The sequence below is a fragment of the Paenibacillus polysaccharolyticus genome (assembly GCF_900102085.1).
In the GTDB taxonomy this organism is placed as follows: Bacteria; Bacillota; Bacilli; order Paenibacillales; family Paenibacillaceae; genus Paenibacillus; species Paenibacillus polysaccharolyticus.
The window spans coordinates 174,058-188,375 of record NZ_FMVM01000009.1 but is presented as its reverse complement, the minus strand read 5'-3'; the positions used below and the strand labels follow the sequence as shown (position 1 = coordinate 188,375).

General features: G+C 45.3%; 12 protein-coding genes and 1 pseudogene. 12 read left to right on the top strand and 1 reads right to left on the bottom strand.

Translation table 11 applies throughout. The features are described from left to right. The first annotated feature begins 38 nt into the window (after positions 1 to 38). From BLQ13_RS14255 to BLQ13_RS14220, 8 genes are all read left to right on the top strand, one after another. Positions 39 to 944, top strand: coding sequence for a carbohydrate ABC transporter permease (locus BLQ13_RS14255; protein WP_240037208.1), 906 nt, complete (start codon positions 39 to 41; stop codon positions 942 to 944). A gap of 3 nt (positions 945 to 947) precedes the next feature. After that, on the top strand, positions 948 to 1,811 hold the full coding sequence (locus tag BLQ13_RS14250) for a carbohydrate ABC transporter permease (RefSeq protein ID WP_090920933.1): 864 nt from the start codon (positions 948 to 950) through the stop codon (positions 1,809 to 1,811). Positions 1,812 to 1,828: 17 nt separating this feature from the next. Continuing rightward, entirely contained in the window at positions 1,829 to 3,268 is a 1,440-nt protein-coding gene (locus BLQ13_RS14245; protein WP_090920931.1) for a hypothetical protein, read from the top strand. Then, entirely contained in the window at positions 3,255 to 3,878 is a 624-nt protein-coding gene (locus BLQ13_RS14240) for a Yip1 family protein (RefSeq protein WP_090920930.1), read from the top strand. Before BLQ13_RS14245 ends, BLQ13_RS14240 begins: the two co-directional genes overlap by 14 nt. A 22-nt stretch (positions 3,879 to 3,900) precedes the next feature. Continuing rightward, on the top strand, positions 3,901 to 6,573 hold the full coding sequence (locus BLQ13_RS14235; protein WP_090920927.1) for a DUF5696 domain-containing protein: 2,673 nt from the start codon (positions 3,901 to 3,903) through the stop codon (positions 6,571 to 6,573). After that, complete coding sequence (locus tag BLQ13_RS14230) at positions 6,570 to 7,469, top strand: carbohydrate ABC transporter permease (protein ID WP_090920925.1); 900 nt, start codon at positions 6,570 to 6,572, stop codon at positions 7,467 to 7,469. Before BLQ13_RS14235 ends, BLQ13_RS14230 begins: the two co-directional genes overlap by 4 nt. A gap of 20 nt (positions 7,470 to 7,489) precedes the next feature. Continuing rightward, the gene (locus tag BLQ13_RS14225; protein WP_090920923.1) at positions 7,490 to 8,503 is read left to right on the top strand and encodes a carbohydrate ABC transporter permease; all 1,014 of its coding nucleotides are present in this window, start codon (positions 7,490 to 7,492) and stop codon (positions 8,501 to 8,503) included. Between the two features lie 173 nt (positions 8,504 to 8,676). After that, complete coding sequence (locus BLQ13_RS14220; RefSeq protein WP_090920921.1) at positions 8,677 to 10,245, top strand: glycoside hydrolase; 1,569 nt, start codon at positions 8,677 to 8,679, stop codon at positions 10,243 to 10,245. A gap of 116 nt (positions 10,246 to 10,361) precedes the next feature. Here BLQ13_RS14220 and BLQ13_RS29240 read toward each other — a convergent pair. Further along, positions 10,362 to 10,445 (bottom strand): annotated as a pseudogene (locus tag BLQ13_RS29240) (DUF1569 domain-containing protein); the annotation flags it as partial. 174 nt (positions 10,446 to 10,619) lie between these two features. Here BLQ13_RS29240 and BLQ13_RS14215 point away from each other — a divergent pair. From BLQ13_RS14215 to BLQ13_RS14200, 4 genes are all read left to right on the top strand, one after another. Continuing rightward, positions 10,620 to 11,396 carry a class I SAM-dependent methyltransferase gene (locus BLQ13_RS14215; RefSeq protein WP_167375735.1) on the top strand — a complete coding sequence of 259 codons (777 nt, stop codon included), beginning with the start codon at positions 10,620 to 10,622 and terminating at the stop codon, positions 11,394 to 11,396. Between the two features lie 43 nt (positions 11,397 to 11,439). Further along, a complete protein-coding gene (locus tag BLQ13_RS14210; RefSeq protein ID WP_090920917.1) occupies positions 11,440 to 12,264 on the top strand; it encodes a methyltransferase domain-containing protein in 825 nt (274 codons plus the stop codon). Between the two features lie 25 nt (positions 12,265 to 12,289). After that, positions 12,290 to 13,234 (top strand): hypothetical protein, encoded by a 945-nt coding sequence (locus BLQ13_RS14205; protein WP_139168895.1) that lies wholly within the window; start codon positions 12,290 to 12,292, stop codon positions 13,232 to 13,234. Between the two features lie 117 nt (positions 13,235 to 13,351). Next, positions 13,352 to 13,798: a GNAT family N-acetyltransferase gene (locus BLQ13_RS14200; RefSeq protein WP_208606792.1), complete on the top strand. Its 447-nt coding sequence runs from the start codon at positions 13,352 to 13,354 to the stop codon at positions 13,796 to 13,798. The last annotated feature ends 520 nt before the right edge of the window (positions 13,799 to 14,318 follow it).

Here is a 14,318-nt window from a genome sequence, read left to right as displayed (position 1 = left end):
ACAAAACCGGTTCTCGGCCCAAGCGCACGCCTGCCGGCATGCCGGGGAAATGGGAACTCTTTGTCAGAGATATGAAGCGGGATAAACATCTGTATGTTCTACTATCTCCGTATATGTTGTTGTTTTTACTATTTACCGTGTTTCCCGTCATCATCTCCATTTTCTTCAGCTTTACTAACTTCAATATGCTGGAGTTTCCGCAATGGGTCGGCTGGGAGAACTATTCCAAGCTGCTCTGGAATGATGATGTGTTCTTGATTGGTCTCAAAAATACAATTATTTTCTCGGTGGTCACCGGCCCAATCAGCTACATCGCTTGTTTTGTATTCGCGTGGCTGATTAATGAGCTGAATCCCAAGGTGAGAGCCTTTATGACCCTGATCTTTTTTGCACCTTCAATTTCAGGCAATGTGTTTTTTATTTGGCAAATTATATTCTCCGGGGATTCATACGGCATTATGAACGGTTTCTTGATGAAAACAGGCATTCTTTACGAACCGATCCTGTGGCTTCAAGATCCGAAATATATGCTGGCGATCATCATGCTAGTGCAGCTGTGGCTCAGCTTGGGAACCAGTTTCCTGGCGTTCATCGCCGGTTTGCAGACCGTGGATCGTACGCTGTATGAAGCAGGAGCAATCGATGGGGTACAAAATCGCTGGCAGGAGTTATGGTACATTACGCTGCCTTCGATGCGGCCTCAGTTGATGTTTGGTGCGGTCATTCAGATTACTGCGTCCTTGGCGGTTGCCGAAGTTGCTACGGCGCTAGCAGGGTTCCCAAGTGTGCAGTACGGTGCGCATACGATCGTCACTCACTTGATGGATTACGGAACGATCCGCTTCGAAATGGGTTATGCGTCTGCCATTGCAACGGTGTTGTTCGGTCTGATGCTGGGTTCCAACCTGCTTGTACAAAAGCTTCTGAAGAGAGTGGGGGAATAGCAGATGAAGATAGCCCTGCGTATGAAACGAAAAATCAACCGATCCTGGCAGGTCGACATCCTGCTGTTCCTGCTACTTGGCGGATTTGGCGCATTTATGGCGGTTCCGCTCATCTATGTCATTAATAATGCGTTTAAACCGCTGGATGAGCTGTTCATTTTCCCGCCAACCCTGTTTGTTCGCAATCCGACGTTCGAGAATTTCTCGGATTTGTTTCAGGTGATGAAAAATTCATGGGTTCCTTTTTCGAGATACATTTTTAATACCGTGTTTATTACTGCGGCGGGTACGTTCGGTCATATCATTCTGGCCTCGGCGGCTGCATACCCACTAGCGAAACATAAATTTCGCGGACACAAGGTGCTGTTTACAGTCATCGTATTGTCGCTTATGTTCTCGCCACATGTCACGGCAATCCCGAATTACATGATCATGTCGACCCTTGGGTGGCTCGACTCGTATCAAGCGATTATTATCCCTGCCTTTGCTTATCCGCTGGGTTTGTATCTGATGAAGCAGTTTATGGAGCAGATCCCGGATGCATTGCTGGAAGCGGCGAAAATGGATGGTGCGAGCGAATACCGGATTTTCATACAGGTTGTTATGCCGCTCGTTAAACCGGCTTGGTTAACCCTGCTAATCCTGATGATGCAGATGCTGTGGGGAACGGATGGCGGCAGTTTTATCTACAGTGAGCAGCTCAAAACGATGCATTACGCCATGGGACAGATTGTTCAAGGGGGAATTGCTCGTGCAGGGGTAGGCGCTGCAGTAGCGGTCATCATGATGACGGTGCCGATCGTTACGTTTGTATTGTCGCAGAGCAATGTCATTCAAACGATGGCTTCATCCGGCATGAAGGATTAAGGGAGAGGGTGTTACAGATGAGAGTGAAATCATGGCTAATCGTTCTGGCAGCTTCCCTGCTGATTGCCGGATTCGGACATAACCAGGCTCATGCGGCACCGTATGAGGGATATACCTACAACTATTGGGGAGATGCGGTGAAGTCACCGATTGCGTTTCTTCCCTCCAGAGTAATCACAGGGGATGAGGCCGGAACAGGAGCATGGCAGTCTCCGCTGGATTTATATGCTGCGAAAGATGGCTTGCTCTATATTCTGGATTCAGGCAATGGACGGATCGTTGTCTTGAACGAGAAATGGGAAACGGTTCGGGTCATTCAAGAGTTTAACCATGACGGTAAAAAGGACAGCTTTAACAATCCTGAGGGACTTTTTGTGACGGAAGCAGGTCAAATCTACGTTGCGGATACCGAAAACAGACGAATCGTAGAGTTGAATCAAGATGGTACTTTTGTGCGGGCCATCGGTGCACCAGAGTCGGATGTGCTTAGTGATACGTTTGAATACTTTCCTCGCAAGGTTATCGTGGACAAAGCTGGACGGATCTACGTGGTTGGTCGCGGGGTCTTTGAAGGACTGATCGAGTTTGATAGTGACGGACGTTTCACCGGATTTATGGGTACCAATCGAGTGCAGTTTGATCCGGTCGACCTGTTCTGGAAAACCGTATCCACCAAGGAACAACGGGAGAAAATGATTCGTTTTATCCCGCTGGAGTTCAACAACGCGGACATCGATGATGGCGGTTTTATCTACACCACAACAGCGGACAAAAACTCGCTTTCTGCGGTCAAAAGATTGAATCCCTCCGGTATTGACGTACTTCGGGTTAACGGTGAATTTGCACCGGTCGGAGACTTGACCTTCAATCGCTCTTCCTTCGTGGATATCCAGGTGTCCAGTAACGGTGTCTATCGTGCGCTGGATTCAACAAGAGGTCGGGTGTTCACGTATAACGAGGATGGTAATCTGCTCTATGTCATAGGTCAGCTTGGCAACCAGATCGGTACATTCAAAAATCCGGTTGCCATCGAAAGCTATGGGGACGCTATCTACGTACTGGATCGAGATCTCGGGCGAATTACGGAGTTCAAGGCAACAACGTTTGGAAGCCTAGTTAATGAGGCCAATCGGTTGTACAGCTCTGGCAAACATACGGAAGCCGCGAAGTTATGGCAAGAGGTGTTGCGCCTTGACGCGAACTATGAGATGGCCTATATCGGTATCGGCAAATCGATGCTGCGAGAAGGGAAGTACAAGGACGCAATGACCTATCTGAAGTTAGGGAATGACCGCGAATACTATTCCAAAGCTTTGGCGAAATATCGGAGAGAATACATGCGTGAATATTTCGGAATGTACATGACTGTAGCAATTGCCTTGCTAATCAGCGTCATCGTCTGGCGCCGGATCGCCAGAACAAGGAATGAGAGGGGGGTCAGAGATGTCGCTAATTAAGGAACTCAAATACTCTCTGCATGTCGCGGTACGTCCTTTTGACGGATACTGGGATTTGAAATATGAAAATAAAGGCAGATTGCGCGTTGCATTGCTAGTGCTTCTGGCTGTCACGATAACGATGATCTTGAAGCGACAGTTTGCCGGGTATGTTGTCAATGATAACTATCCGCTCTCGCTTAATAGTATTAACGAGTTCAAATATATCGTTCTCCCTTTTCTACTCTGGTGTATTTCCAATTGGTCCTTGACTACGCTGATGGACGGGGAAGGTAAGTTCAAAGACATCTTGATTGCAACAGGATATGCGATGCTTCCGCTTATTCTGGTCAACATTCCTAATATTTTGCTGAGTAATGTGATTACGCTGCGCGAATCTTCTTTTTATTACTTGCTGGATTCGTTCGGTGTCATCTGGTTTGTGTGGCTGCTGTTTATTGGAACCAAGACAGTACATCAATACTCGGTCATGAAAACGATTACCACCATGCTGCTTACGCTAGTTGTCATGGGTGTTGTGATCTTCCTGGGCCTGCTTTTCTTCAGCCTGATCCAGCAGATCATCAGTTTCGGTTATACCCTCTTTCAAGAGATTACACTGCGCGAATAGGAGAAGAAGGGAGGTGCCTGATATGAGAAAAAAGCGTACCGCGTTTGCAGCGGTCATCCTTATTGCAAGCTTGTTTATGGCTCAAAATATCAACTATGCGGAATCCGTATCGGAACGTGTGGTAACCACATCTGGCGATTCACAGGAGGCAGATCAGAGTACGGCTACTGAGTCTTCTAAAACACAGGAAACTTTAACAAAACAAGAGTCTACAACGACGGATCCTGAACGTGAGGGGGAAAAGCAATCCGATGCGACCAGCTCTGAACCGCAGACGGCATCTGCGAATCAACAGAAGAACGAAGCCGTAACTGTTCCTGAGGGGATGGAAGTTGTTGCGGAAAAGGATGGCCTGATCCTGTATCTAAAGCCGGAAACGACAGAGATTGCGGTCAAGGATCAGAAGAATGGTGCGATGTGGTTTTCTAACCCGCAGGATCGTGAACAGGATACCATTGCGACCGGTTATAACAAGTCCCAGCTGAATGTGCAATTTGAATTGACGTATTACGATAATACGGGCAATGCGCTCAAATACGATAATTTTACGCACAGTGTAGAGAGTGGTCAGTTTGAAGTTGAAAAAGTAGAGGACGGCTTCAACGTTGTATACACGCTGGGTGAAGTCAAAAGTGATATTGAAGCTATCCCTAAATATATTAGCGAAGAACGTTTTAACACATTAATTCTCGGGAAACTGGAAGAACAAGACCAGAAAGAGATTGAGAAGCGCTTTAAGTATGATGAGCAGAACAAACGCTACGAAAGACGGGATTCATCTCTGAAAGGCGTAGGTTTGTCCAAAGTAACCCGAATTTTCGAGTCTGTCGGCTATGATGAGGCACAGATTGCCATAGACAAAGCGGCCTACGGTGAAGAGGAAAGCGGGAGCGCAAGTGTCATTGTGCCTGTCCAGTATCGGCTGGAGCAAGGACATCTGCGTGTTTCCATTCCGGAAAATGGAATCCAGTATCCAGATACGATGAAAATTCAATCCTTGTCCCTGCTGCCGTTTTTTGGAGCAAGCGGTCCAAAAGATAAAGGATACAGTCTGGTGCCAGACGGATCGGGATCTCTGATTTATTTTAATAATAAAAAAACGTCAGTATCCCCATATAGTACGGCTCTGTATGGAAGTGATCATGCTGTAAATCAGCTCTCCCAGATCCAGAAGGAACAGAAGGCAAGAATGCCGGTGTTTGGTATGAGTTACGGAGACAAAGGATATCTTGCTGTCATTGATAAAGGTGATGCGGTTGCGTCTGTTGAAGCGGATGTCAGCGGAAGATTGAACCAGTACAATACGGTGCATTCCAGTTTTTCACTCAGCAGTATGGAAGAGGTTACCCTGACGAACGGCTGGCGTTCCAGCACAGTCAAACGGTTTCAGGCACAGCCTTTTCATAATGAAATGTCCGTTATCTATGAATTTTTGAGCGCAGATGATGCGAGCTATTCCGGTATGGCCTCGACTTATCGGGATTATCTGACGGAGCAAAAGAATCTCACCCGTTTAGGTGATGATACGGAACTCCCTTTTTACGTGGAATTGATCGGCGGTATCCCGAAGAAAAAGTTTTTCCTCGGCATCCCGTATAATGCTTACGAGTCGCTTACCACGTTCGAAGAGGCACAGGATATTTTAAAAGAAATGCAAAGCCTTGGTGTGGAGGATATCCAGCTTCGGTACTCGGGGTGGTTTAACGGCGGTATGCATCATGATATGCCGAAGTCCATCGATATTGATAAAAAGCTTGGTGGCGCTAAAGGTTTGCAAAGCCTACAGGCCTATACACAAGAGAATGGTTTTGGATTATATCCGGACGTATCCTTCCTGGAGGCGTTCCCAGAAGCGAAGGGATTCAAAAAATCGTATGCTTCTCGCCAAATTACAGGTAAACTTGCGCAGTTGTTCCCGTACTATATCGCCTCCTTTACACAGGAGAGTGAAGCCTCTCCGGGTTATGTCCTGAGTCCGGAAGCGGTGCCGGGCATTGTGAGCGGATTTCTACAAGATTATAAGGAAACAGGACTTACAGGTCTGTCGCTTCGAGATTTAGGCGACCAGCTTAATTCCGATTTTAACCGCGCTAATGTGATCAATCGCGAACAAGCCAAAGAGGTTGTGATGAATCAGCTTGAGCAGGTACGCAGCTCGGATGCATCGCTTCTTGTAGAGGGCGGCAATAGTTATGCAAGCCCCTATGCCAGACATATCGTAGATGCACCTGTTAGCAACAGCGGGTTTAACATCACCGATGAAGCGGTGCCCTTTTTCCAACTGGTCTATCACGGCTTCGTGCAATATGCAGGGCAGGCCTGGAATATGGCGGATGATCAGGATTCCCATGTACAGATGCTCCGGGCGATCGAAACCGGATCGGCACCGTATTACACGTGGTTCTATGCAGATCCATCTGCGATCAAACTGACGAGTTTTGACGCGTTATATTCAGCCGATTATCGGCGCTGGATCGAGGAATCAGCAGAGCGATATAAGGAACTTAGGAATGTGCTGCAAGATGTACAGAATCAAACGATTGTTAAACATGAGAAGCTGAGTAAGGGTGTTTATCAAACGACTTACGAAAAAGGTAAAACGGTCATTGTGAATTACAACGATGCTGCTGTGGAGTGGAATGGCACACGTGTGGCAGCGAAGAGCTACTGGGTAGGAGGTGACATGCCGGAATGAAACTTAAGAAATTATCCCTAGAGCAAAAAAACAGATATTACGGTTTGTATTTCATCCTGCCTTGGTTCATCGGTTTCTTGTTACTTTTCATGGTGCCGCTGATCTCTTCGTTCCGATACAGTCTGAGCAATCTGCAGGTGTCCAATGAAGGGTTTACGCTGGAGTTTATCGGTTTGGCGAATTTCCGTGAGGCGTTATTCTCTCATGAATCCTATGTGAGGATGTTGACGGAATCTGTAATCAATATTGTCGTGAATACACCGTTAATCATTATTTTCAGCCTGTTTTTTGCGGTGATTCTGAATCAGAAGTTTCATGGAAGGGTGCTGGCGAGAGCGATTTTTTTCCTTCCGGTTATTTTGGCTTCGGGTATTATTGCGAGTATCGAAAACGGGGATTTGATGCAATCCGTTGTACGTAGTGCCAACGATATGACGGGCGGTGGACTGTCCGTGATGAAAAATCTGGATCTGACCATTATGTTGCTTGAATCCGGCATGAGTCCGATTTTGGTCGAATATCTGACAGGTGCGGTTAGCCGGATATACGAGATTGTCAGTCAATCAGGCGTCCAGATTCTAATTTTCCTTGCCGGTTTGCAGTCGATTTCTCCATCACTGTATGAAGCAGCCAAAATCGAAGGATCTACAGGCTATGAAGCCTTTTGGAAAATTACGTTCCCGATGCTAAGCCCGTTGATTCTGACGAATCTGGTGTATACCATCGTGGATAGCTTCATCAGTGATCAGACGAGCCGACTTGTGGTGGATACGGCCTTCAAAAGCTTTAACTTCGGGCTCAGTGCGGCGATGTCCTGGATGTATTTTGCTGTGATTGCACTGATTCTCTGGGTAACGACCGCCTTGGTATCCCGCAAGGTCTTTTATCAAAACTAGTATTCTGAAGGAGGCCTGACATGAAGACAGAAACCGCAGCAGGGCAACCGCCAGCGAAAAAGGAATGGCTGCATCGCCTAGGTTCCACGGCCTACTGGTTTGAAGCGATCAAGAAGTGGGCGTGGATTCTGGTTCGGTTTGTCTTGATCTTTGGCATTTCATTTGTCATTCTATATCCGATTTTATTGAAAATATCGATATCCTTTAAAAGCATGTCCGATCTGTATGACCCAACGGTGATCTGGATTCCGCGTACGTTTACGCTCGAAAACTTTAAACTGGTCTTCACGGCAATGAACTATCCCGGCGTGTTAATGAACACCTTATGGTTATCCTCTGCGGTTATGCTCCTGCAAACGATAACCTGTGTGCTAGCCGGCTATGGGTTTGCAAGAATCAAGTTCAGAGGCAGTGGTTTGTTGTTTGCTGCCGTAATATTTACCATTCTGGTGCCTACACAGACGATCATGATTCCGCTCTATCTGAATTTTAAGAACTTTGATGTGATGGGTTTAATCGAGCTGTTTCGTGGCAGTCCTGCTAATCTGATCAACACATACTGGCCGTTTCTGATCTCCGCAGCACTCGGTATGGGTGTGAAAACAGGTCTGTACGTCTACATTTTCCGCCAGTTCTTCAGAGGTATTCCGCGTGAGATTGAAGAAGCTGCCTACGTGGATGGTGCAGGATATTTCAAAACGTTTGGACGTATTATTTTGCCTAACGCGATCCCTTCAATGGTTACGGTTATGCTGTTCTCATTCGTTTGGCAATGGAATGATTCCTTCTTCACCAATATGTATTTGAATGAACCTAAAGTCATGTCGTCGATGATGTCGTCCTCGGGCTTTACCATTGCGACGTATCTAACGGGCGGAGGCCAGGCTGCGGCATCTTATACACAAGACCCGTTTTTCATGTCTATGATGATGAATACGAGTGTGTTGATGGCGATTCTGCCGCTGATTATCATTTATCTGTTCGTTCAGCGTCATTTTGTGGAGAGTGTGGAACGTTCTGGTCTTGTAGGATAACAGGAATCGGGGCAGGGAATAAAGGGGGGATATTCCTTTATAACCTGAGAAGACACTGAATTCCAAAAAATATAAGAGGCTGCCTACATAACTGGCAGTCTCTAACCATTAGCCAATGAACGGTTTGGAGTGCAAAGATCTGCAAAGATAGATCAGGAAGAGGAGGATGAGGGATGCAAAGAGATACCCCAAAAGCAAACGATAGGCTGGATGCACAAGTCACGATTGATGGAAATATATGTTATCAGAGTATAGACAATTTTGGCGCGTCGGATGCGTGGTCGATGGAACCGCTAGGGAAGCATTGGAGCGAGGAAAACAAGGCGCAAATCGCCGATCTGTTATTTTCCAGGGAGCGAGGCATCGGGTTGTCCGCATGGCGTTTTAACATAGGCGCAGGTTCAACAGAAACCGATCAGGATCGAATTCCCGACCCTTGGAGAAGAGCCGAAGCTTTCAAAATATCAGAGGAGCACGAGTATGACTGGAGTAAACAGTCGGGCCAACAGTGGTTCCTTCAAGCTGCGCGTGATCGGGGAGTTGAGACACTTATCGCTTTTGTAAATAGTCCGCCGGTATGGATGACCAAAAATGGGCATGCCCAGCCTGATCTTGAAGTGGGTTCGACGAATCTGAAACCGGAGTATAATGGAAAGTTCGCGTCGTATCTAATTGATGTTTTATCGTATTTCAAGGGAAAAGGACTTGCTTTTGACTATATTAGCCCGATCAACGAGCCGACTTGGGACTGGAATCAGTCTTGGCAGGAGGGAAATCGTTATAATAATGATGATCTGAAGCAAGTGATTCTGGAATTATATCGCCAGTTACAGCAGACCGATTTGCAGACACGGATCAGTGCACCGGACGGTGTGGAAATTACGGCGCTCTTGGACGACGAATACTATCGTCAGTTTGCGGGAAGTGGAACGTATTCCAGCGGCGCTAACAAGCTGGGAACAGGGAAGTATCGGGAATACATAAAGGATATGATCGGTGATCCTGAGTTGAAAGAAGCGATAGGCAATAAAATGGCTTCCCATTCATACTGGTCTGACTACAGTAATCCGGGGGATGATCGGTTAGTCAGATTGAGGCAATTGCTGCACACGAACATGAAGCATTACGATGAAGAGAGCAAATACTGGGTGACGGAATATTGCATTCTGGGGGATTATGGTCCTGGACGTGATTTAGGGATTGAGCCAGCCCTTCATGTGGCAAGAACGATTCATTTTGATCTGGTGGAAGCGAATGCGGCAGCATGGCAATGGTGGACAGCGGTTTCCAAAGTAGACTACAAAGATGGATTAATCTATACGGATTTTAATGAAACAGGCGATGAGCAAAATATTCTGACATCTAAAATGCTCTGGGTGCTCGGTAACTATAGCCGATTTATTCGGCCTGGTGCGAAGCGAATCGACTTGACCGGACTTGGTGAGGAAGCTGATAGCGGTTTGTTAGGTTCTGCTTATGTCCATGAAGGAGAGCAGACCGTGACTGCTGTTTTTGTGAATCATGGTGAACAGGACAAAAGCTTGCAATTAGACCTCCATGAGCTGGGATTAAATGAACGAATTGCAACAATGCAGTCTTACGTAACCAATGCGGAACTGGATCTGATTTGTCAGGAGAGAGTTACCGCAGCGGAAGAGGAGCAATCTTTTATCGTGAACATTCCAGGAAAATCGGTTGTGACCGTCACTGGCTGTGTTCAGAAAGTGGAAAGTAAAGAGTAAGAGCTTCACTTCATATTGCCCATGACATCATGAAGCTTAAACCATGCAGAGATGTGTGATTAAGCCATAATGTTGTCATGGGCTTTTTCCGGATTATGCGATCTGCCAAGATTAGATTAAACTCCAAATTGTTTGAGATGATGGTCCAGATGTCTATAGATTCCTTTTCCCCATTGCTCATCTGTCAGCTTCCCGAAAAAGAATGGGGATATTTTCATCGGAACACCTCGATCCATTTTAGTAACTGATGAACTAGAGACGGTATCATTCCATTATTGAGAGGTTTATTCTGATATGTTCAACAATAATAAAATATGGTAAGTTTAGTCAATGAAAACAAGGAAAATAATGTTAGCAAAATGGAGGCGGATACCATGGAAAACAAGGAAACATTTAATCTCGTAGTGAGTGAATATGAGCGTTACAGACCTGTCTATCCGAGCGAAATGTTTGATGATATTTTTACATATGCGAAGCTTGATAAGCAAGATTCCATTCTTGAAGTTGGTTGCGGAACAGGGCAGGCCACTGGTGGTTTGGTGAGTAAGGACTACACCAACATTACGTGTATTGAATTAGGTAGCAATTTGGCACAGTTTACCGCAGATAAATTCAGATCGTATCCATCCATTCAAGTGATCAACACTTCGTTTGAGGAATGGAATGAAGAAGGAAAGCTTTTCAAGTTGATGGTGTCAGGGACAGCCTTTCATTTTATTGATCCAGAGATCGGCTACCGCAGGGCCTGGGAAGTGCTTGAGGATGAGGGATGCATAGGTTTTTTTTTGACAGTTCATGTTCCTGGCTACGACCAGCTGCATCGAGAAATCCGTGCGCATTACATTGCGCTAGCCCCTCATTTGGATGATTCTCAATATCCTTCGCCTGATGAAGTCATTCAGGAGCGCAAAGAAATAACGGAGCGTTCGGGCTTGTTCACAGACATTAAGGTCAAGGAATATAACTGGATACAGTCCTGTTCGAGCGATGAATATGTCGCACTTTTAAATACAAATTCCAAGCATCAGCAGCTTTCTGAGGATGTTCGGAGTACGCTTTTGGAGAGAATCAAACGTTCAATAGATCATGCAGGCGGAACGATAGACAAACATCACAAGGTCGCTCTTTTTTTAGGTAGAAAAAAAGTGTAAAAATACAGGTTCTATCATTTTAATCAAGAGGAGGAAAAGGAATATGACTGACCCGCGTTCAACTTACAATATCCAAACCGCAGTATTAAGTTTCGAAGCTGAATTAGAGAGGTTAAAGATGCAAGCCGGCATGGGATGGTCCAAAGAATTTCGTAATCTGGCGTGGTATGGGCTCAAAAATGGAATGCGTGTATTAGAGGTCGGAAGCGGACCCGGCTACATCACGGAACAATTATTGAACAGTCTACCGGGCAGCGAGATTACCTCGCTTGAGATAGATCATACGTTACAAGCGCAAGCCAAAGAACGGCTAAAAGACGTTTCTTTCGAGCGACTGCAATTTGTGGAATCTTCCATTTATCAGATGGATCTGCCGGATAACTCCTTTGATTTTGTGGTGGCTAGGCTGATCTTTCTTCACCTGAACAATCCGATCGAAGCTGCGCAAGAAATTTATCGTGTGCTCAAGCCTGGTGGCCGGCTGGCCATTATTGATGTTGACGATGGTGTTTTTGGCGCAGTTAATCCAGATATACCGGCGCTACATACCGTATTAATGAAAATCGCGGACTTTGTAGCCCAACATGGCGGTAATCGATTAATTGGCAGAGGTTTGCCGCGGCTCCTCTCTGAGAGTGGATACATTGATGTTGACATCGATGCGGTTGTTCAACACAGCGACATCATCGGTATAGAGGGTTTCAAGCAACAATTTAATCTCCAGCGTTTTGTACATTTTGTTGAAAAGGGTATCATTAGCCGGGAGGAGTTTGTCCAGTTACAGCGAGCTTTCGAAGCTATAAATCATTCACCAGAAGCCTATGCCATGATGAATTTTATTACTGCTTGCGGCACGAAGCCATTGTAAGGGCTATGAGGGACGGAGGATGAAGATGAGGAAGAGTATCGTTCATGCTTTTCAGGAAACAGTCGCTCGAGGCGATCATCAGGGGATGATCAACTTATTGAAAGAATATGAACAATCCGGCGAACTAGCTGTGAATGAACGAGGCTGGGTATACTGGAATATTTCAGATGGTTATGCCCTTTTAAGAGATCCGGAGCCACTTTATGCCAATCATTTGGCATTTTTCGAATGGGGAAAGCAGATTCTCCCCCCTGAACAGTACCATTGGGTCGTTTCTGATTCTACACAGGCTTTGTCGTTGTCTCTGGGGAATTACTTAAATCATTGGATAGACTGGTATCGATATGCTTGTGATCATGCGCCAAGATTGGATTCCAATCGCGTCGTTCGTTTTGAGAGCCACCGGGCCTTAAGCGGTACGTTCTGGGCATTAGAGAGATACAGCGAGATGCCGGAAGTCTTAGAACATATGAAACGGCTTATTGAAGAAGATCAGCAGTGGGACAATCTTCTTTTTGCCCGAATTACATACAACAAACAGCGTCTAGCTTATTTGTATCACTCCAGGAATGAAAAAGAAGTAGATTTACTTATGCATGAAACGATGCATTTAATAGATCACATCGATTGGGCTTCCTTAGAGCCAATGAAAAAAGAAGAAGTTGTCGGCAGTTGGGAAGATGTGAATTCGAGCAGAATATCACAGAGAGATATTCACATTGCGCTAAACAATCTGGCTTGTATTCTAGCGGATATTGAACAGTCTGAAGAGAGTGCGAAGTTGTTCAGACAGCTACAAGATAGCGGGTACGTCTTGAATGGATATGCCTTTTCCAAATATATTTACTCGATCTGGAAGTCGGAAGGTTTAGGAGCTGTTCGGGAAGCAATGGTGGCTAACAAATCTTTTGAGTTCCCTGAACTGACTAAACATAGTCCTACTCTTGTCGAGATCGGAGATCAGATTTAAGCAACAACCTTAAAACACGGAGATACCTTTAACCTATGTGAAAGGAGTGATGCAGTATGAGTAAACAGTTGAATATGTGCATTATAAAACGAAGAAAACCATTAGGAGGATTTTTAAATGACTATTCAGGTGAGACCGGTTTCGATGGATGATTGGTTTGCTTGTACTCAATTGCAGGTAAGTGAAGAACAGAAATCAACGTTCCCTGCACCAGTTGTATACTGGTTGGCTGAGTCCAGGTTTGTCAAAGATCCTATGGCAATTTACAACGATTCAGATTTGGTCGGTTTTGCGGTGTATTCTGATCAAGAGCATGACGAGGGTGATTATTGGCTGCCTGCTTTGATGATTGATAGTAAATATCAGGGCAGAGGATATGGAAAAGAAGCGCTTCGTGCTTTGATTCAAAGGATGCAAAAGACACTAAACTGCAAACGCATTCTAATTGGACATAGGCCTGATAATCACGTTGCCGGCGTCTTATACGAATCTCTCGGTTTCCAGCGGATCAGCGAGGAACTTATTGATGGTGAGGTTGTTCGAGCTCTGAAATTCGGCATATAAAGGGTTTGAATAACATCTTTATGATGGGTTGAGCCCATGAGCCTCAACTTGTTTAGAGAGGAGGGACAGACGAAGATGAACATATTCAAAAGGCTGACCTTTTGGTTAGTCCTTTTCTCATTACTGGTGTGTTTCAATAACCTAACGGGCAATGACGATAAAAACATTTTGATATATTTAACGAATCCATTCAATCCACTATTAAACCGCTGGCTAACAGACATCAATATGAACCCGGAGACAACGTACTTGTTTAAGCCTCTCATATGTGGATTACATCTGCTTTTTTGGACAGCGTTGGGTCTGATTATTGATAAATTAATAAAGAAGAGTAAAAACAAGGAGTAAATCGGGAGGTACTATTCAATAATGGTTGATCCATCACGTCATAGACTGAGAGCTATGGCGTGTTTTTTGATTTCCAGCATTTAGATGGTTGAGATCCTTTGGAATCATTTGCAACAATTGTGATCAACAATACAGCAATATAGTTCATATTAGTTCGAAATATCTGTGATAC